We start from the raw sequence: 20,857 nt of genomic DNA, 5'->3' as shown, positions 1-20,857 counted from the left end.
GTTTCTGCATAGGTGAATCGTCATATTCGCAGGCAGTTTATGGACATGACATGGGCTATTCGTTTTAGTGTATGCAAAGGCTCGCGCTTTTGATGCCGGAGAACCTGACCTTTTTGCAGAACCTGGGGGAGGAACTATACATGTATAAATCAATTATTATTGGAACAGGCCCTGCTGGGCTGACAGCAGCAATCTATCTGGCACGTGCTAACTTGAATCCGCTTGTTATTGAAGGACCACAGCCGGGAGGACAGCTGACAACAACGACGGAAGTAGAGAACTTCCCGGGTTTCCCTGATGGTATCATGGGTCCTGAGTTGATGGATAACATGCGTAAGCAGGCAGAGCGTTTTGGTGCTGAATTCCGTACAGGTTGGGTAAACAATATCGACATGAGCGAGCGTCCATTCAAAATTCAAGTAGAAGGTATGGGCGAACTTGTATCGGAAACGTTGATTCTGTCTACAGGTGCTTCCGCTAAATATCTGGGTATTCCAGGAGAAGAAACAAACGTGGGACGCGGTGTCAGCACATGTGCGACATGTGACGGATTCTTCTTCCGCAACAAAGAAATCATCGTTATTGGCGGTGGCGATTCCGCATTGGAAGAAGCAAGCTTTTTGTCCCGTTTCGGTTCGAAAGTAACCTTGGTACACCGTCGTGAGGAACTGCGCGGTTCCAAAATCATGCAGGATCGTGCACGCAGCAACGAAAAAGTAGAAATGGCTCTGAACCGCACACCACTTGAAGTTATTGCTGGCGACAACGGCGTAACTGGCTTGAAGGTACTCAACAACGCAACAGGTGAAGAAGAAGTGATTCCGGCAAGCGGCGTATTCGTAGCCATCGGTCATACACCGAACACAGGTTTCCTCGGCGGCCAGATTACGACGGATGAGCATGGTTACATTTTGACAACACCTGGTACTTCTGAAACCAATATCCCAGGCGTATTCGCATGTGGTGACGTTCAGGATACACGCTACAAACAGGCGATCACAGCTGCAGGCAGCGGATGTATGGCTGCGATGGATACAGAGAAATTCATTGAAAGCCTGGAGCACAGCGCGGTTGCATTGTAATTCGCAAGTTCAGTGTTTAAAGAGTGCTTGATTAAGCTTATTAATTATTAACCATATAAATCAAATAATCATTATGAGGTGAATTGAACATGGAAAACGTAATTGTATACACATCCACGAACTGCCCGAACTGTAAGTCTGTTAAATCTTTCCTGGCTGACAAAGGCATTGCTTACGAAGAGCGCAACATCGAGACAAGCGATGAGTTCGCACAACAAGTATGGGACATGGGCGTACGTGCAGTTCCTTTGACAGTAATCGGTGAACACCGCATCCTAGGTATGAATAAAACGCAATTCGCGAAAGTACTGGACGCTTAATTCATGCTATTCTAGTATGTAAGCTTACTGTGTAGTTTAAAAGAAATGAAGCTATTCCGGTTCGCGCGAGCCGTTTGAATATAGAAGTGAAGAGAGGAAAACCGTACCTGATGAGGTGCGGTTTTTCTGTTTTTTGCATTTTGAATGGAGTGGTGAAAGAGAAACAAAAAGAAGACGCGTAAAGCAGCGTCTGGGGTTCAAGACGTTGCGTATAAGCGTCTTCTTTTTCCGTTTGTACAAAAAATCCTATGCCTTTACATCCGTTGAGGTGTTAAGACGTTCTCGCTAGAAAAAAATACTCATAAACGTCTGAAATACGACATACACCAGCAAGCCTGACAGCATGTACATGACACCAGCCTTCTTTTTGCTCTGAAAAAATCGAAGTATGCCTAGGCTGAACAGGGGCGCAAGCACAATCAGGAACAGGAGTACGGTGACAAACACTGGCGCCGAGATATCTGATGTATCCACGTAGGTCACGAGTTTTCACTCCGTTTCATTATCGGATAACACAGCAGCGCGAGCGCTGCCATGACAAAAATCACATAACACCATTATACCTCTGGATTTCTTTAACAAAAAGGGAGGAAATGGGGCGAAATCTTGTCAATTTTATATGTTTTTGTGCTGAATATTAAACAGAGACGCGCACATTACCTAAGAACTGGGATATTGCAGCGTAGGCTGCCCCGATTCGGGTCGAGCGGCTGCCGAGCGCAGCCCATTCCACCTGCAGACTGCGGCGGTGATATGGCAGGGTTCGTTCCTCAACCACCTGTTTGAGTGCAGACTCAATCCAGGGTTTGGCTTCTGAAAGCGGGCCGCCAATAATGATGCGTTCCGGGTTAAAGCTGTTGACAATATTGGTAATGCCGATGCCGAGCTTGCGTCCAACCATTTCGTACAAGTTCAGTACAGCTTCGTGACCCTCCTGAGCCAGTTCAATCAATTCCTTGGTAGTACGCCCAGGCAGATGCTCCTGATCCGGGTGCTCATATACTTTTTCCGAGGCATACAATTCCCAGCATCCCCGATTACCGCAAGAGCAGGGCAGGCCCTCTGCTTCAATGGACATATGTCCAGTCTCACCCGCATACCCCCAGGCTCCCTTGTATAATTCACCGTCAACGATGATACCTGAACCAATCCCGATGCCTGCACTGATATAGATTAAATGACGCACGCCAATACCTGCACCAAAGTTCAGCTCGCCCCGCGCTCCCGCATTGGCTTCATTATCAATCGTAACAGGAAGCTTGAAGCTGTCCTCCATCATCGCCCGCAAAGGAACCATCTCCCACTTCAGGTTGGGTGCAAACAGCACAGTGCCCTGCTCATCGACCATCCCGGGAACACCGATGCCAATGCCGATCACGCCATGAGGGGAGGGAGGAGCCTGCCCGATCAGGTAATCTGCTGCCAGCTTTAATTGTTCGAAAACAGACGCTGCATCATGCTGCATCAGATCGGCGGCATATTCGGCAACGATTTGGCCCTCGAGGTCGGAAAGCACGCCTTTCAAACGGGTGACCGTCAGCTCCAGTCCGACTGCGTAACCCGCTGTTCCGCGAAAAAGCAGCATCAACGGCTTGCGCCCCCCGCTGGACTCTCCGGGGCCAATCTCCTGCACGAGTTCGTCACTGATCAGATCCGCGACCAGATTGGATACCGTTGCTTTGTTCAGACCCGTCACTTCGGACAATTTGGCCCGGGAAAGGGGGGCATGGCGCCGGATCGTATCGAGTACGATCGACTTGTTTATTTTTTTGACCAGCATCTGGTCGCCAGTAATTTTCATATCGCTTAGGCACTCCTATTCTTCGTAACAAAGGATTTCATGTATATCCGCTAAGAAGCTATTCGACTATTATAGCGTAAACGAACAAGGAAAAAACAATTTTATTTAACTTTGTTTAACCGATAGACAAAGTTAAAACGATGTGTTAGGATAACGTTGTAAACGATTTCTTATACAAACTCTTTTAAAACTTTTGAGGAGGCATTTATCACATGGCCTATTTTGAATCCGTTAATAAGATTGCATTCGAAGGTAAAGATTCCAAGAATCCATTTGCTTTTAAACATTATAATCCACAAGAAGTTGTCGCTGGCAAAACGATGGAAGAGCACTTCCGTTTCGGTATGGCGTACTGGCACACATTAACTGCAGGCGGAAGCGACCCGTTCGGTGCTGAAACAGCAGTACGTTCATGGGACAGCTACTCCGGTTTGGATAAAGCGAAAGTTCGTGTAGAAGCAGCTTTTGAATTCATGGAAAAAATGAATCTGCCATACTACTGTTTCCACGATGTAGACGTGGCTCCAGAAGGCGCATCACTGCGTGAATTCTACAGCAACATCGATACAATCGTTGATTTGCTCGAAGAGCACATGAAAGCAAGCGGCAAAAAGCTGCTCTGGAACACGGCTAACATGTTCTCCAATCCACGTTTTATGTTTGGTGCAGCATCCACTTGCAACGCTGATGTATATGCTCATGCAGCAGCTCAGATCAAAAAAGGTCTGGAAGTAGGTAAACGCCTAGGTGCAGAAAACTATGTATTCTGGGGCGGCCGTGAAGGCTACGACACATTGTTGAACACAGACATGCAGCTGGAGCAGGACAACATTGCTCGTATGTTCCACATGGCTGTTGACTATGCGAAAGAAATCGGCTTCGACGCTCAGTTCCTGATTGAGCCTAAACCAAAAGAGCCAACAAAACACCAATATGACTTTGATGCAGCAACTTCGATTGCTTTCTTGCAAAAATATGATCTCGACAAACAGTTCAAACTGAACCTTGAAGCGAACCATGCAACGCTGGCAGGTCACACATTTGACCATGAAATCCGCGTAGCACGTATCAACGGCATGCTCGGTTCCCTGGATGCCAACCAAGGCGATCTGCTGATTGGCTGGGATACGGACGAGTTCCCGGTTGATATGTATGATGCTACTCTGACCATGTATGAAGTGTTGAAAAACGGCGGTCTGGGCAAAGGTGGCGTAAACTTCGACGCTAAAGTTCGCCGTGGCTCCTTCGAACCTGAGGATCTGTTCCTGGCTCACATCGCAGGTATGGATACGTATGCGAAAGGTCTGAAAGTAGCTTCCAAGCTGATCGAAGACCGCGTATTCGATGAATTCATCGAGCAGCGTTACAGCAGCTTCAACGAAGGCATCGGTGCAGATGTTGTTGCAGGTAAAGCAACACTTGCTTCCTTGGCTGAGTATGCTTTGAACAACGAAAACCCACGCAAAAACCAATCCGGACGTCAGGAATTGTTGAGAGCAAAACTTAATCAATACATCTTGGCTGACTAATAACAGTCTTAGAGGAAGAGTAGATTCATGTCCGAACGAACTGCCTATGATTCTATGACTAGATCATTGCCGCAGATAAAGCAGGAATCATACCTCTTCCTACTCGGTGCAAAAGTATGCTGCACCCTGGACGTTGAATAAGCGTGACATTCAAACCGTCCCCGCTTTCCTCTGGGAAGGCGGGGACGGTTTGTTGTCATTGTTGGAGCCCGAGTTGCCTCAAACGAGTGCGGTTGTACCGTTTGAAGGAAAGCCTTAGAAGCGGCATGCAGAAACGGAGTGGGCAGAAAGAACCCGGAGAAACGAAGTGTTCGCATTTACAACCGGATTTCACCCTTGGAAAAGGGGGAATGAGGAAATCCGGGGGTAAGAGCGATCGCAGGGTTTTCTGCATACGGAGTGACCTTCCATGCCGACCTAAGGTTTCAATCCTGTATAAACGAAAGGAGTATACTTATGAGTTATGTAATCGGCGTCGACCTCGGAACGAGTGCAGTCAAAACCGTTTTGGTTAATCGTGAAGGCAAAGTGGCATTTGAGGCATCAGAGGCATATCCTTTGTACCAGCCTAAGGCTGGATATAGCGAACAAAATCCAGAGGATTGGGTGGAGCAGACTATTGTGTCGCTCCGCAAGCTGCTGGAAGTATCGGGTGTGCAGCCATCCGAGATTGAAGGATTAAGTTTCTCGGGACAGATGCACGGGCTGGTACTGGTGGATGCAGAAGGCAAACCGCTGCGTAATGCCATCCTGTGGAACGATACCAGAACGACAGCGCAGTGCCGCCGGATCGAGAATGTACTGGACAGCAAGCTGCTCAGCATTGCCCGGAACCGTGCACTGGAAGGTTTTACACTGCCCAAAATTTTGTGGGTGCAGGAAAACGAACCCGAACTGCTTGAACAAGCGGCTTTATTCCTGCTGCCAAAAGACTACGTCCGTTATCGCCTGACGGGGGATTACGCCATGGATTATTCCGATGCAGCAGGCACATTGCTGCTGGATGTGGCCGGCAAACAATGGAGCTCAGAGATTGCGGCAGCATTCAACCTGCCGATGTCCCTGTGCCCACGCCTGGTTGAATCCTTCGACGAAGTTGGCACGCTGCTGCCTGCGATTGCGGAGCAAACCGGTCTGGCGCAGGCAACCAAAGTTTTTGCTGGCGGTGCGGATAATGCCTGCGGAGCCATCGGCGCAGGTATCTTAAGTGAAGGACAAACGATGTGCAGCATCGGTACGTCCGGAGTGGTCCTCTCGTACGAAGAAAGGAAAGACCTGGATTTCGAAGGGAAGGTTCACTTTTTTAATCACGGGGAGAAAGATGCCTTCTATATTATGGGCGTGACATTGGCAGCAGGATACAGTCTTTCCTGGTTTAAAGATACGTTTGCCGCAGACAAATCATTTGATGTGCTCCTGCAGGGCATTGATCACATTCCGGCAGGAAGTCATGGTCTCTTGTTCACACCATATATCGTCGGAGAGCGTACCCCTCACCCGGACGCGAATATCCGCGGCAGTTTTATCGGCATGGATGCCGGGCACAAACTGGAGCATTTCGGACGTGCCGTTATGGAAGGAATTACGTTCTCCCTGCGCGAGTCAATCGATATTCTGCGCAGCGCAGGCAAAACCGTAAACGAAGTTATTTCGATTGGTGGCGGGGCTAAGAACGAAGCTTGGCTGCAGATGCAGGCCGACATTTTCAATGCCACGATTGTGAAGCTGGAGAGCGAGCAGGGCCCGGCAATGGGCGCAGCGATGCTGGCGGCTTATGGCAGTGGCTGGTTCCCGACGATGCAGGAGTGTGCGGCGGCATTTATTCGTCCGGCGAAGTCCTATGTACCGAATCCTGAGACGGCAGCGGTATATGATGATTTGTTTGCCCTTTATCAAGAGGTGTATGTACAGACACGTGGTATGAATGATCGTTTGGCGGCATATCGCTAAGTGGAATTTTGGATCGTGGTATTTTTCATATGATATAAGTTACGAGTCCATGGATAGAGAACGTATTCAGGAAGCATTCGCACAGGCGAATGCTTCTTTTTGTTATGAGCCGCAGTAAGTCCCCATAAAAAGAGGTAACGATACGATCGCTGCACAGCAGGAAACATATGTTTCTTAGGTCATCTCAATGTTTGTACCCTGCATAACCGCATTCGGGCTGAGCATAGATTGGATATAGAGTGTTCAGAAGAATTGCATCAATAGAACGTTCAGAAAGATTGCATTAAACGTTCAGAAAGATTGCATTAATGGAAGAGAAACAGGAAGTACGGGGGTGAGGTTTTGGATGAACAGGAGCAGCCTGCCAGAAATAGTCCGCATATCACTTTGTCGATGATTGTTCGCAATGAGGAGAGACGTTATCTCAAAGAAGCTCTGGAGACGCATCGTCCTTGGATTGATCAGGCTGTCATTATTGATGATGGGAGTACGGATGGAACGGCGGCGTTGTGCAGGGAACTTTTAGATGGAATTCCGCTTGTGCTGGTAGAGAATCCGGTGTCCCGGTTTTCTGATGAGGTAAGGCTGAGGAAGCAGCAGTGGGAAGAGACAACGGCGGTTAATCCGGAATGGATTCTTAATTTGGATGCGGACGAGATTTTAACGCAGGACTTCGGCATTCTGCGTGATGAGTTATTAAACGGACCGGAAGAAGCCATTTATTTCCGTTTGTATGATATGTGGAGTGAAACCGCGTACCGGGAAGATGCATTTTGGCAGGCGCATGCGTATTATCGACCTTTTCTTATTAAATATCGTCCAGGGATGGTTTATGAATGGAAGGAAACACCGCAGCACTGCGGCCGATTTCCTATGAGCATTCAGCATCTGCCTTATGCATGTCATGCCCCAAAAGTGAAACACTACGGCTGGGCCAGGGAAGAAGACCGTATCCGTAAATATGCGAGATACCAGACATTGGACCCGGAGGCACGGTATGGCTGGAAGGAGCAGTATGAGTCGATACTGGATGCAGCCCCGCGGCTTATTACATGGACTGATTGAGGAGAAGGGAGTGGGCTCGTTGAAGAAAGAACAGAAGGAAAAGAAGCGGCTGCCGCAGGAGGGTGAGAACCCTTCACACGATTTGCAAAAGTTGAAAGATCTGCAAGACCACCAAGACCTGCAGGACCTTCCGAAGTTAAAAGACGGCCAAGATCGTATATTGATCGCCAGCCCTGTGCGGCAGACAGCGGTGATTTTAAATGAATTTTTGGGCTCCCTGCAGACACTTGATCGAAGTACTGTTCAGACAGCATACCTGTTTGTGGATGACAATATAGAGAAGGCTTGCTCCCAAATGCTGCATGATTTTATACTTCGACATGACGGGACGGTAATTCAGGCCCGTGAAGTGAAAGATGTGGAATGTACGGAGGACCAGGGGAGTTACAACAAGGATGAAGGAGGTCACTACTGGAGGAATGAACAGGTATGGCGCGTTGCCAAACTGAAAAACTACATTTTACATTTTGCACGTGAACATCACTATGATGCTGTGTTTCTAATTGATTCCGACTTGGTGCTGCACCCGCGAACCCTCGAACAGCTTGCCTCCAGCGGCAAAGAGATCATATCCAACATTTTCTGGACACGCTGGCAGCCGGGAGCCAAGGAAATGCCGCAGGTCTGGCTTCAGGATGAGTACGCACTCTATCGACGAGGCGGTTCAGCTCCTGCGGGAACGGAAGCGGAAGATGAGGACGCGCAGACGAATGCTTTTCTTGATCAGCTGCGCATCCCGGGATGTTATGAGGTAGGCGGGTTAGGTGCCTGTACACTGATTCGGCGGTCTGTACTTGAAGCAGGAGTGAATTTTGACCGGATTCCGAATGTATCTTTTTGGGGAGAGGATCGTCATTTTTGCATTCGTGCTCAGGCCTATGGGTTTCAACTGTATGTGGATACTCACCTGCCTGCCTACCACATCTATCGTTTATCCGAGCTGCCGGGGGCGCTTGCCTATAACCGCAGAGTCAGACGAGGCGAAGAGGCGATCAGCATAACCTTATGTATGATTGTGAAAAATGAAGAGGCCTCCCTTGCCAGATGTCTGGATTCGGTAAACGGTATTGCGGATGAGATCGTCATCGTGGATACAGGCTCTACCGACCGGACACGTCAGATTGCTTCGCGTTACACCGATTGCATTTTTGAGTTTGAGTGGGTAGATGATTTTGCTGCGGCACGGAATTTTGCATTTGATCAAGCATCCTGCGAATATATTTTGTGGCTTGATGCTGACGATGTGTTTGAAGCCGTGGACCGTGCGAAGCTGATTACGTTGAAACGCTCGCTTGATCCCGCGGTGGACAGCGTGACCATGGATTATAACCTCTCCTTTACGCCAGAGGGCAGGGTGGCGTACAGTCTGCGGCGGAATCGTCTGGTACGGCGTGATCGCCATTTTCGCTGGATCGGGGCGGTGCATGAATACCTGGATGCAGCAGGCAATCTACTGCACAGTGACATCGCTGTGACCCATAAAAAAGACAAGGTGTACACAGATCGTAATCTGCAGATTTATCGCAAACGAGAGCAGGCTGGTGAAGATTTCTCGCCGCGTGACCTTTATTACTTCGGCAATGAACTCAAAGACCATGCTCATTATGAAGAAGCGATAACCTATTACGAAAAATTTCTGAATACTGGACTAGGCTGGGTGGAGGATCGGATTGCAGCCTGCCAGAAAATAGCGGATTGCGAGGCATTCCTGAAACGGCCGGAGCGGGAAGCAGCTGCGTTGTTTCGAGCCTTTGCCTATGATCTGCCGAGAGCCGAGGTGTGCTGTCGTCTGGGGGGATATTTTGCCGATAGAGAAAACTACCGCCAAGCTATTTTTTGGTATGAACAGGCCGTGCAGGCGATCCGTCCTGCGGATCCGATGGTTGTGTTAAACGAGGCTGCATGGACCTGGATGCCCCATCTGCAGTTATGCGTATGTTACGACCGAATGGGTAATCGGACAAAGGCCAAGGAGCATAATGATACTGCACTGGCTTATCATCCGACTCATCCAAGCATGCTCTACAATGATCGATATTTTAAGGATTTGGAGAAGGAAAGTGTGCTGGAGAACGCATAGCGTATGGGCAGAAGGACTTCGATAGCGGCATGTTAGCAGCGGGTAACAGTACTCATTGTTACTCCTCTTTTCAGATAACTATAATGAACATGGATGTTACCGTAGACGGCCTCTTTGCGATAAAGAGGTTTTTTTGTATCGAATAATACACTAAACGGACCTAACGTGATGGTTAAAAGGCATGATATTTCCTGTCTGAAACACAAAACAGAGGGAAGTGCAACAGGAACGGGCGAAAAAAAGTCTTTAATCTAACCAAATACGTTCAAAAACAACAATATAGAAAGCAGTACAGGAGCAGCGGGGTATATATAGAAGGAGTTTGTTTGATATTTATATCACAAAAAGTGAAAATCATTTAACGCACAGTTGATTATGACATCGTATGATGAACATATGGCCATTAGCGGAAAGGAGAGACGCCTTGTGAAAGCGAGAACGATGATTGGTGGTATGCTGGCTGTGGCTGCGGTAACGGCGGGAGGTTTATGGAAGGCGGCGGTAAAAAGCCAGACACCCAAAAAAATTCCGATTACGATAACACCGCCCATGCCCTTTGAGGACATTACCTTTGAAAGTGGAGGAGGACGAGTGCAGGGCTGGTTTATTCCAGCGAGACCCGATGTTCCCAAGCCTTGGCCGCTCGTCATTATCGCACATGGCTGGGGTTCCAATCGTTCGCGTGTGCTGCGATATGCACGCCCGATCTGGGAAGCGGGATATGCTCTGTTCATGTATGATGTTCGGAGCCACGGCGCCAGTGATCCAGTTCATGCTGCTTCAGCATACCTGTTCAGGGATGATCTGCTGGCTGCACTAACCTATGTATCCGGCCGATCCGAGATTAACCCGGAAGCTGTTGGTGTGTTAGGTCATTCTCTAGGTGGACTGGGGACAATTCTCGCACTGACAGAAGGCATTCCGGTATCAGCCGTCATCACCGACTCCATGCCATCCCAGTTTCAGGTCATTGTCAGTTCGGAGCTGAGACGCCGGCGTCTGCCTTTGTTTCCTCTGGCGCAATTAATTCCCCGCATCTGGTTCTGGCGGTTGGGTGAATCCCTGAAGACTTATCGGCAGAATGATCCGGTCATGCTGCTGAATGAACGGCGAAAAGGCGTGCAGCTGCCGCTGCTGATGGTGCATTCCAAAGGGGATAATTTTATTCCGCCGAGTGAGTTGGAATATTTTATGTCCAAAGCGGATCCGCCTGTAGAGCATCTTTGGGTTAACAGCAAAGGACACAGCTGCTCCGAGGAAGACCCGGCTTTCTGGAACGCGGTTATTCCGTTTCTGAAAACGCATGTTCATTCCGTTTCACAACCGGCTGCTGCACATGATGAAATTGCAGCAGAGCAGACCAGTACAGATCTTAATGCAGGCTGAAGGTAAACCTAAACAGAATATCCAAAAAGACAGCTTATAGATGGATACAAAATAGCTGAGAGATAGAGAAAAACGCCGGCAAGATTGGCGTTTTTTTGTTGCTTCCAGCCATATACATAAATTCACAATCGTAAAATTACCCGGAAAACAGCGATTAAAAAGGAAGCTTATGGTATCATAGAATAGAATGCCAATATTCATACAAGATCATTTATGATGCATTCTGTATGAAATTGAAGGGAGAGGTAACCATTTTGAGTTGGGATTGGAAAATGAATGGAAAGCTTAAAACGTTCACAGCCAAAGCCGCAGCATCAGCAATGGCAGCATTACTGTTTACGACACAGGCTCCGGGTTTCACAGGCAGCGCATTCGCTGCTCAAGCTGGAGAAGGCTCAGTGAGTAAAGCCGTGACGGGGGAAAATGAACAACTAGACGTAACAAGCAATGACGTGCCAGAGGGTGCAAAGATTTCATCCAGGCAAGCCGCTGAAAATATATTAAAGCTGTTTCCGTTATTAAAAAAAGCAACGATCTCGTCTGCGAATTTTGATTCGCCGAATTCCTATCCGCCACCGGATTACAAGGCATGGGATATCGGATTTCAAGTCACACAGGGCAATCACACAATGGGGTTCAGCGCAAATGTGCATGCAGGTACAGGGGAAGTACTCAGCGTACATCTGCCATCTGAATTTTTGGAAGGGCGATTATCCGCAACCGATGTTCGGCTGACCAAGGAAGAAGCTGAAAAGACAGCTGTGGAACTGCTGTATCAGGCGATCCCTGGACTTGAGGAAGGCCAGTATGAATCGCTTGGAGACATGTATTCACCGATGGAGCAGCAGGCGCTGTTTGGCCGCGCTCAATATCAGTTTGGTTATAACTTAAAACATGATGGAATATTGTCGGATGCAGAGACAGTCTACATAAGTGTGGATGAAAGAGGGCAGGTCGTATCCTATTCAAGGTCGACGATCTCGGCGAAATATCCATCCTCCAAGCCGAAGGCATCGGAAGAGAAAGCCAGACAGATGTTTGAGGATGGATTAGATGTAGAATTGGCCTATATTTCCAAAGAGCGTTTTTCTTCGAAAAAAGGTCAACAATATGTTCTTGGTTATTTGCCAAAAGGCGACAGCATTGGACCGATTAACGCGAATACGTTGGAAAGAATTGATCCGCTGACTGGTAAGGCTGTGAACAAGGACAGCCTGTATCTTAATAAAAAGGTGACAGGAGATGCAGCTGCATTTGCAGCGGCAGGCGGTCAGCGTTTGAATGTGCAGCAGGCGGTAGATCGAGTTGCAGCTCACTTTGATATTCCCAAGGATTACAAACTGCAGCACAGCCAGTTAACCAAAGGGAATTATGGTGACATGAACAATCAGGTGTGGAGTTTGAGCTGGAGCAACCGGAATGCAAACATATCGTATATGTTTATGCGCGACATCTCTGCTCAGGTCGATGCAGTGACAGGACAGGTGTACAGCTATACGCTGATGCAGCGGGTTGGACCAGAGATGGGGCAGGAGAAGCCATCTCAGGAGAAGGAGAGCAGGACTGTTACTCCGCAGCAGGCTGAGAAAAAAGCGATGAATACGATCATTGCAGCTGTTCCGAATGCAAAAGAGCAGTATCAGCTGTCCAGAATCATTGAAACGAAAGATGCCCGTACGTTCCTGTTCCAGCGTTATCTGAATGGAATTCCGGTTCAGGATGATACGGCGCAAGTTCAGGTCATGAATGATGGGGCCGTTACGGAGTTTTATACGCGCTTGGCGGCATCGGCGGAACAACTTCCGACAGATATCAAACCTGCGATTAGTTACGAAGAAGCCAAGGAACTTTATTTGAAAAAATACAAGCTGATGCTGAATTATACTCGCCACGGCGGATATAGTCTGGGCAGCAGTGAACCTGTACCTTTCGGAGTAAACCTGGCTTATGTACCTGTAAGCGGTAAGAAATCGATCTATAATTCTGACGAATTGCTGGATGCAAATACAGGAGAATGGTTCTTCACCTACGGTGGGGTAGATGCAGCATCTCAGGTAGAACCGACAGATATTGCCGGTCACACTGCTGAATCAGCTTTGCGTAATATGACCAAGCATAACGTACTGCTGCCTGACGAGCAGGGGCGTGTATTCCCGGACCGTGTCATTACACGTGGGGATTGGTTCAACTATTTGGCAAGAGCTCTTAATCCGAACATGGATATGTACTATAACAGCGACAGCAATGACAGACTTTTTGCTGACGTATCTCCGGACAGTCCGTATTACAAAGCAGTGAAGGTGTTAATGGATCAACGCTGGCTCGAGGGAGCAGATCCTGAAAAGCAGCTGAAACCCGAGGAAGAGCTGACACGTGAGGAATTGGCTGTGCTGCTTGTGCGTATTTTGCGTTACGAGAAGCTGGCAGGATATTACATGCAGCCGTCAGACCTGCCGAATATTGCTGATGCTGGTGCAATCAACAGCAAGGGTGCTGTTTCTCTGACTCTGAAGCTTGGTTTGCTTCCTTCTATTGAGGGAAGATTTATGCCTGCACGCAAAGTAACCGCAGCTGAAGCTTCTCAAGTCCTTGAACGCCTTGCCAAGCTGCAGGGAAAGACAGATACATTTATGAGCGGCAGCCGCCTATATTAATCCGGAACGAACGAAGTTCATAACTTGCAGTGCAGGGACATAGGATGAAGAGAAGCCGGAAACGTGATGACTGCAGCTGATAATCAAGGGGCCTTCCGTGGAAGGTCCCTTTTAAATTTGACTGCACTGGTATGAGAAATATAGAACAAGGAATGCAGCACTTTTTATGATACAATAAAGCATAAGAATGCTGTAAAGAGGGGTGGTTCCTTTCATGGCCAAGAACGCTAAACGAGTGATTACCTTATTGCTGGCCGGCTGTCTTGCTGCGGCCTGGCTTCCACGTACGGTTGATCTGGATCAATTGTATGCTGCCTCGGGTACATCCGAATTATCCACAGTGACGGATTTGCGTCAGACGCTGTTAAACGCGATGTCACAACGTAAAGAGGAACTAGTGTTTACCTATAAGGGCAATGTAAAGGGCCTGAAAAAACAGCTGCAGACCTCTATCGACGAAGCAATGAAGAGCGACCCCTATATTCAATATACGGTAAAAAGTTATGCTTTTAACTATAAAGGCTCGAATACATCAGCCGAGGTGAATGTGACCCTCTCTTACCGGGAGACGAAAGCACAGACCGATTACGTCAATCGGAAAGTCGCCAATGTTCTGAAAGAAATTATCAAACCTGGTATGAACAACCATGAGAAGGTCAAGGTGATTCATGACTGGATTGTGCTGAATGTCTCTTATGATACTTCATTGCAAAAATATACAGCTTACGACGGATTAGCTACAGGCAGTACTGTGTGTCAAGGATACTCGCTGCTTGCATACCGCATGCTGGAACGGGTAGGGATCGAGAATCGTATTGTCGAAGGTACAGCAGGCGGACAGCTTCATGCATGGAATCTGGTAAAACTGGATGGCCAGTGGTATCACATGGATACAACATGGGATGATCCGACACCTGACCGTAAAGGCAAGGTGAGTCATAATTATTATTTGCTAAGTGATAAAGAGATGGCGCGTGACCATGTCTGGACAGGCAAAAACAAGTACCCTGCGGCACCTGCGCCTTATCGTGATGCGCTGCTTAAGCTTGTGAAAGCACCAGGGAGCAAGCAGGAGGTATATCAGAAGCTGTACCACGCATTGGAGTACTCGCTCTATGATGAACAGGATGCGGTTAAGGAGCGGGCAGTGCTTAAAACCAAAGTCCAAGCTGTAATTAAAGAGGGCGGCACTTCGCTGACGTTCAGATATAAAGGAACAGAGAACAGCCTGATTGAAGATTTGCAGGACTTGTACCAGCTTGGTATGAAATCTATCTCTTATTTTGTCTCCAAGATGGAGGGTACGGCCGATCTGCGTGTCAAAATTAATTGGACATTATAGCGGACGCAGCATATTCACACGAAATACAATAAGCTTCAAATGTAGATATTATCAATCTACAATCTATGTGCTGCAGGATCAACAATCTGATAGCGTAATAGGAGCGCTCCATATGAGGGGCGCTCTTTTTGCTGTTCTGTTTACGAAAATGTATGTTGTCTATTTTTTGTATATGTTGCCCTGTTATTCTATTCCTCGGCGTCTGCCAACATTATGAACGAGGAGGATATGTGGAACATGAAGAGACGATTGGGCATCATGTTGATTGCACTATTGCTCATTACGCAATTGCTGCAAGGGATGGTGTTAACATCAACCGTGCATGCTCAGGATGACACAAATCATATGTCAGCCGGTACATTGAATGATCCAGCATCACCATCTGCACTGGAAGAGGATACGCTGCCTGAAGAACAGGTCAGCACGGAAGCTGGTGCAGATGAAGAAGCAGTCCCGGAAGCAGAAGAAGTGGACCCCACGGTGTCTGCAGAGGAAATGAATGAAGCAAGCATAAGCCCTATGGCTGCTCCCGCTGCGGCTTCGGAGATTCAGGAGAACCTGATCACGAGTGTGCAGATGTACAACCAGAAACCGGAGTACAACGGCAGCGGTCAGATCGAAGTTAAAGGAGACAAGATCGAAGATATTCGTCCGCGGATATCAGATGAGGTTGCGGTTGTTTTTACATGGGGATTCGGTGATGATGCCCATTCTTACGGAGACGGGTCAACCTTTACATTCCGTCTGCCTGACAAATTTATTATAGGCTCACAGCTGAAAGGGAACCTGGACGGGGGAGTCGGGGAATATGTTGTGAACCCGGACGGTACCATTGTATTTACCTTTAATGAATTGGTTGAACATGCCAAGCTGGAAGGAAACTTCTATGTCTGGCTCAATTTTGACGAGAGTAAAATGGAAGACGGACTGAAACAGAAGATCGACTTTAGCGGCGCAGGTCAAGGTATCATTGATGTGAATTTTGCAAATACCGCGAAGGATGGAATTCAGAAGTCAGGGAAAGCCAATAATAATAATTTTAACTCGGATCATATTGATTGGACGGTCGATTTTAACCAAGGCGAGAAGAGCATGACGAATGTTGTTCTGCAGGATACACTGCCACCAGAGCTTTCACTTCAGGGGGATATTGAAATCCGTGAGCTTCAGGTGCAGTTAAACGGTTCTGTGAAGGAAGGACCGGTGGTCGATAGAGCATCCCAGTTCCCGGTGAATCTTGGGAATATCGACAAGGCATACCGGATTACCTACAAGACCAGCATTAAGGCACCGACGAGTGCTCCTTATACAGGAGTCCTTTATACCAATGAAGCAGCGATAACAGCAAATGAGAGTGAGTATAATGAATCCGATGTTGGCCGTGTAACGGTCAGCTTCAATGAGCCGCTGAACAAGTCGGGCCAGGAAAGTGCATATGACCCGGTTACGCAGACGATTACATGGAAGGTGCAGTACAACTATAATCAGCAGAGCATCACACAGTCCAATGCGTGGCTGGAAGACCGTTTTGATACAACCAGACAGAGACTGGTTGCAGATTCAATTAACGTATATGAAGTTGAGATTCAATCTGGTGGTCGTCCTGGGACGAAAACATTAGTTGGTCCTGAAAACTATACCGTAAGTGGTGTTGATGACGGCTTTAATGAAGGTTTTAAGCTTCAGTTCAACAGCGGTATTAACAAAGCTTATGAGATTGAATACAAAACCCAAGCGATACCGCGTATATACGAGAATGAGACTGTAGTTAATACCGTGAATACACAGGATGGCACGACCAAGGAAGGCCGAAAAAATATTGAGGAAGTCATTTTAGCCAAAAGTGTAAAAAGTGAAAATTTCAATACCAAAGAAATCGAGTGGCAGATTGTGCTCAATCAGGATCAGAAAGAGATGACTGATATCGTCATCACAGATGACTATACAGGCAGACATATGAAGCTCATTCCAGACAGTCTGCAGATCAGTGGAGATCAGAAGGATCAGTTCGAGGAAGCACCAGTGGCTGACCCGGAAGATGCCAATTTCGAAAAAGGCTTCACGATTCGCCTGAAGCCGGGCGGTATGATCGATAAACGGCATGTGATTACGTACAAAACAAGCTTTGATCCAACGGCAGGAATGCCGACAAATAATGAATATCGCAACACAGCAGCGTTAGACTGGAAGGAAGCAGGCGCTGCACAGACCACCATTACCAAGTCTGCTGTTGTCAGACCGCAGAATTACACCATTGAGAATGGGAACAAGCGGGGCGAATACAGCGCCAAAGACAAGGCGATCACGTGGACAATTGATGTGAATTACAATCTCTATGATATTCAGGATGCTGTTCTCAAGGATACCTATATCGGTAATCAATCCTTTGTGGAGGGCTCATTTAAAGTGTATGAGCTTGAATTGAGGGGCGCCAACAATGTTACTTCTGTTGGTGATGAAGTTGTGCTGACATCAAGTCAGTTCCAGCTTAATCCCGATGGCAAAGGTTTTACACTGAATCTGGGTAACATCGGCAAAACGGCTTACCGCGTCGTATATCAAACCAGTCTGGATGGAGCTTATGCGGTGGAAGGCTCATACAGCAATCATGCTGTTTTGACGGATGGGGATGGCGGACCTGTTCGCTTTGACAAGGAAGCTGTGGTTACACCTGCCCATGGCGGAGTATATGTGAAGAAGACAGGACAGCAAGTGGGGACATCCGATCTGGCTTCATGGGTCGTGAACGTGAACCCGAGTCAGTCGTTCGTTGCGGCAGGTTCCCAACTATCAGACACATTATCCAGCAATCAAATTTTGCTTGCCGACTCATTAAAGCTGTATGAAGTCCAGCTGCCTGCAAACAATTCGGGCAATATTTCGGTAAAAGCTGGGCTGGTTGATCCAGCGGAATATGAATTGGTGGTAGAAGGCAACACCTTCACCTTTACTTTCAAGAATGACATAAACACAGCTTACCTTCTGGAATACCAGTCCTATATTAACGCGGATGACGGCGATAGAATCGAGAATAAGGCCGAATATGCAGGACAGTCTTCTTTCGTTGTGGGAGAAGGGAACCAGGCAGGGATTCGAGTATCGATGGCTGGTGCAGGTGGAGGCGCATCGACGGGTCTCGGCAAGATCAAAGTGCATAAAGTGGATGACAGCGGTGAGCCGCTGAAAGGAGCCATTTTTGCCATCTACAATGCTTCCGGCACAATTCTTCTGGAAACGTTGGAACCGACAGATGAGAACGGAATGGCGGAAAGCAGCCGAAATTACCGTCTTCACCTGACCAACGGTGTGCCATACCGTCTCAAAGAAGCTGCAGCGCCTGCGGGATATCTCGCTGACCCGGAATATGGTTCGGCTTCAGGACAAACGATTTTGTTTAAGGATGCAGCCGCAGCCTTCGAGATTGTAAACGAAAAGATTCGCCAGGGATTTGAACTGAAGAAGCTGGATGCAGCCGATTCCGCCAAAGTGCTGGAGGGGGCCGTGTTTGAACTGTATCGCATACAGGGCTCAACACGTGAGAAGCTGGATGAACTCACGACGGGAGTAGACGGCAGAATTGCTAAGGGTGATTTGGAAGCGGGAACGTATGAATTAGTTGAAATTCAGGCTCCTGACTTCTACACCGTGGACAATACACCGATTTCCTTCACGATTACAGCGAACCAGACACAGATTGTGACACTGACAAAGACGAACCAGATCGGTACAGGAGGCAAACTGACTGTAACGAAAGTGAACGCCAAGGATCAATCTCCGTTAAGCGGGATTGAGTTCGAACTGCGGGATTCTTCCAACAGCATTGTAGATAAGGGAGTAACCAATCAGCAGGGCATCATTGAGTTCAGCGATCTGGCTTATGGTGGATATAAACTGGTAGAAACCAAAGCGGAAGGTTTCGTCATTGAAACACCAGAGACTTCCATCTCCATTACCAAGCCAGACAATCAGGTCAAGATTGAAAACAAGGAAAATGACCGTTCGGTAAAACTCGTGAAATATAATACAGGCCGAACACAGCATCTTCAGGGAGCCATTTTTGAGCTGCGTGCTCAATCGGAACTTATGGGACCGGATGGAGAATGGTTGTTTAACAAAGTCACAGGCATCGACTCTGCGCTGCTGATAACCGATGTTCGTGGTGAAATTAACCTGAAGCAGCTTGAACCGAATACGTATCAATTGGTTGAAGTTAAAGCCCCGGCCGGATATCAACTGGACCAAACACCGGTTTTGTTTGAGATTACAGCTCAGCAGACCGAACCGATTGTTGTAGAAAAAACAAATCAGGCTGTTCCGGTATCAGGTGGACCAGGTGAACCGTATAATCCAGGTACGCCAAGCACTGGCGGCACTCCGGAACCAACTAAACCTGACACTCCTGATTCAACGAAGCCAAATACTCCTGTAGAAGAAAAACCAGGGATAACCGTGCCTGGTACAGTGGTCACAGACCCTTCACAACCGGCAGAACAAAACGGGAGCACAAGCAAACCGGAAGATGATTCCGAAGAAGTACCTTCAACCCCTGAGACAGGTGAAGGAAATGAGACAGAACCTCAGGTGGCAGAAGGTGATGATGCGGGCGAAGATGGTGAGCTTACCCCTTCTACTGGCACAGAATCTGAAAGTGAGGTTTCATCAGGAAACGGCAGTCATTCGTCAGCTCAAGGTATGCTGCCGAAGACAGGTGAAGAGAGCTCCATCGCTTACACGGTCTCGGGCTTAATGCTGATGGCGATTGGGAGTGCAGGGTACTTATACTTCCGCCGCAGAGAGAAATTCCAACGCTAAAGTGAGATGCTGACACTAACCTGAACTAATATGTATAACGTATAATTAAACACCCTCCAGCCTATGCCGCGAAGAATGGATCTTCGTGAGCAGGCGGGAGGGTGTTTTGACGTTTCTTTGGTTCAGGCTGGATGACGGTGAAGCAGTCTATTCAAGTGTTTACTTTTACAGCGCGTATAATGAGCCGGTGTGTAGCATCGATCAGCGGATCGCAGGTAATTAAAGTTAGAACTTCTCCAAGTCCCGGGTCTTTCAGTACAGATACATCGGAAGGCTCCACCACGGTAATCTTGTCGATTTCGTAGTGTATGGTTGTTTGATTGGCAAGTGTGATTTCTACGGAATCACCCAGTTTAAGCTCACCCAACCGGTTGAATAATCGACCTTTTCGATGAGCACGATGAGCAGCAATGGCCGCATTACCCGATTGTCCGATCGAAGCAGTCTCCACCAGATGGGCTGCAGCAAACTTCATATTTTCCTGAGTCGCACCTTCCAGAATAGGCAGACGCACATCAATAACCGGAATAGAGATAATTCCAAGTGTTCCGGGAGCGGGAGAAAGTTTGGCAGCAGCCTGAGTTGTTCCTTCTTGGTCTGCATGACCGGTATCGACACTGCGTTCAAAGGTATGATTCAGCTGGGACAAGCCCGACTGAAGATGTTCCAGTTCATCCAGGACTCGGCTCTGCTGCCAGTCATAATACATTCCTTGGAGCGTGGGAAAGCTGATCGTCAACAGGCCTAACAGCACAAGCAGGACAGACCATTTTTTCAAAGTACAGCTCTCCTTCGGTTGAGGTATAATAGATGCTCCTTTTCTATTGTACGGATCA

The 20,857-nt window shown here is 47.8% G+C and carries 13 protein-coding genes; 10 read left to right on the top strand and 3 right to left on the bottom strand.

What is annotated here, in order from left to right; translation table 11 throughout:
- The first annotated feature begins 140 nt into the window (after positions 1-140).
- Both trxB and MKY97_RS24535 read left to right on the top strand, forming a co-directional pair.
- Positions 141-1,082 carry a thioredoxin-disulfide reductase gene (gene trxB / locus MKY97_RS24540; protein WP_090924450.1) on the top strand — a complete coding sequence of 314 codons (942 nt, stop codon included), beginning with the start codon at positions 141-143 and terminating at the stop codon, positions 1,080-1,082.
- Positions 1,083-1,171: 89 nt separating this feature from the next.
- Complete coding sequence (locus MKY97_RS24535; protein ID WP_111268376.1) at positions 1,172-1,402, top strand: glutaredoxin family protein; 231 nt, start codon at positions 1,172-1,174, stop codon at positions 1,400-1,402.
- 285 nt (positions 1,403-1,687) lie between these two features.
- Here the strand turns inward: MKY97_RS24535 and MKY97_RS24530 are convergent, their stop codons facing one another.
- Together MKY97_RS24530 and MKY97_RS24525 are read right to left on the bottom strand one after the other, a co-directional pair.
- Positions 1,688-1,885, bottom strand: coding sequence for a hypothetical protein (locus MKY97_RS24530; protein WP_342552826.1), 198 nt, complete (start codon positions 1,883-1,885; stop codon positions 1,688-1,690).
- A gap of 154 nt (positions 1,886-2,039) precedes the next feature.
- On the bottom strand, positions 2,040-3,203 hold the full coding sequence (locus tag MKY97_RS24525; RefSeq protein WP_342552825.1) for an ROK family transcriptional regulator: 1,164 nt from the start codon (positions 3,201-3,203) through the stop codon (positions 2,040-2,042).
- Positions 3,204-3,415: 212 nt separating this feature from the next.
- On the opposite strand from MKY97_RS24525, the gene xylA reads away from it, so the two are divergent.
- The 8 genes from xylA to MKY97_RS24485 all read left to right on the top strand — a co-directional run bounded on the left by xylA (position 3,416) and on the right by MKY97_RS24485 (position 20,021).
- Positions 3,416-4,732, top strand: a complete 1,317-nt coding sequence (xylA, locus tag MKY97_RS24520; RefSeq protein ID WP_123065876.1) for a xylose isomerase — start codon at positions 3,416-3,418, stop codon at positions 4,730-4,732.
- A 456-nt stretch (positions 4,733-5,188) separates the two neighbouring features.
- The gene (xylB, locus tag MKY97_RS24515) at positions 5,189-6,682 is read left to right on the top strand and encodes a xylulokinase (RefSeq protein ID WP_342552824.1); all 1,494 of its coding nucleotides are present in this window, start codon (positions 5,189-5,191) and stop codon (positions 6,680-6,682) included.
- A 342-nt stretch (positions 6,683-7,024) separates the two neighbouring features.
- Positions 7,025-7,747 carry a glycosyltransferase family 2 protein gene (locus MKY97_RS24510; RefSeq protein WP_342552823.1) on the top strand — a complete coding sequence of 241 codons (723 nt, stop codon included), beginning with the start codon at positions 7,025-7,027 and terminating at the stop codon, positions 7,745-7,747.
- Complete coding sequence (locus MKY97_RS24505) at positions 7,698-9,827, top strand: glycosyltransferase (protein WP_342552822.1); 2,130 nt, start codon at positions 7,698-7,700, stop codon at positions 9,825-9,827. The genes MKY97_RS24510 and MKY97_RS24505 overlap by 50 nt, the downstream gene beginning before the upstream one ends.
- Positions 9,828-10,253: 426 nt before the next feature.
- The gene (locus MKY97_RS24500) at positions 10,254-11,213 is read left to right on the top strand and encodes an alpha/beta fold hydrolase (protein ID WP_342552821.1); all 960 of its coding nucleotides are present in this window, start codon (positions 10,254-10,256) and stop codon (positions 11,211-11,213) included.
- A gap of 227 nt (positions 11,214-11,440) precedes the next feature.
- Positions 11,441-13,867, top strand: coding sequence for a YcdB/YcdC domain-containing protein (locus MKY97_RS24495; protein WP_342552820.1), 2,427 nt, complete (start codon positions 11,441-11,443; stop codon positions 13,865-13,867).
- Positions 13,868-14,081: 214 nt separating this feature from the next.
- The gene (locus MKY97_RS24490) at positions 14,082-15,209 is read left to right on the top strand and encodes a transglutaminase domain-containing protein (protein WP_342552819.1); all 1,128 of its coding nucleotides are present in this window, start codon (positions 14,082-14,084) and stop codon (positions 15,207-15,209) included.
- A gap of 237 nt (positions 15,210-15,446) precedes the next feature.
- On the top strand, positions 15,447-20,021 hold the full coding sequence (locus MKY97_RS24485) for a collagen binding domain-containing protein (RefSeq protein ID WP_342552818.1): 4,575 nt from the start codon (positions 15,447-15,449) through the stop codon (positions 20,019-20,021).
- A 151-nt stretch (positions 20,022-20,172) separates the two neighbouring features.
- On the opposite strand, the gene MKY97_RS24480 is transcribed toward MKY97_RS24485, so the two are convergent.
- Positions 20,173-20,799 (bottom strand): class D sortase, encoded by a 627-nt coding sequence (locus MKY97_RS24480; protein WP_342552817.1) that lies wholly within the window; start codon positions 20,797-20,799, stop codon positions 20,173-20,175.
- Positions 20,800-20,857 lie beyond the last annotated feature (58 nt).

Source organism: Paenibacillus sp. FSL R7-0652 (genome assembly GCF_038595045.1).
Classification (GTDB): Bacteria; Bacillota; Bacilli; order Paenibacillales; family Paenibacillaceae; genus Paenibacillus.
This window is presented reverse-complemented; position numbering and strand designations above follow the sequence as displayed.

Excerpts from the sequence above, each read along its gene's own strand:
- trxB (WP_090924450.1), top strand. The coding sequence starts at position 141 with ATGTATAAATCAATTATTATTGGAACAGGCCCTGCTGGGCTGACAGCA.
- MKY97_RS24535 (WP_111268376.1), top strand. The coding sequence starts at position 1,172 with ATGGAAAACGTAATTGTATACACATCCACGAACTGCCCGAACTGTAAG.
- MKY97_RS24525 (WP_342552825.1), bottom strand. The coding sequence starts at position 3,203 with ATGAAAATTACTGGCGACCAGATGCTGGTCAAAAAAATAAACAAGTCG.
- xylA (WP_123065876.1), top strand. The coding sequence starts at position 3,416 with ATGGCCTATTTTGAATCCGTTAATAAGATTGCATTCGAAGGTAAAGAT.
- xylB (WP_342552824.1), top strand. The coding sequence starts at position 5,189 with ATGAGTTATGTAATCGGCGTCGACCTCGGAACGAGTGCAGTCAAAACC.
- MKY97_RS24505 (WP_342552822.1), top strand. The coding sequence starts at position 7,698 with ATGAGTCGATACTGGATGCAGCCCCGCGGCTTATTACATGGACTGATT.
- MKY97_RS24495 (WP_342552820.1), top strand. The coding sequence starts at position 11,441 with ATGAAATTGAAGGGAGAGGTAACCATTTTGAGTTGGGATTGGAAAATG.
- MKY97_RS24490 (WP_342552819.1), top strand. The coding sequence starts at position 14,082 with ATGGCCAAGAACGCTAAACGAGTGATTACCTTATTGCTGGCCGGCTGT.
- MKY97_RS24485 (WP_342552818.1), top strand. The coding sequence starts at position 15,447 with ATGAAGAGACGATTGGGCATCATGTTGATTGCACTATTGCTCATTACG.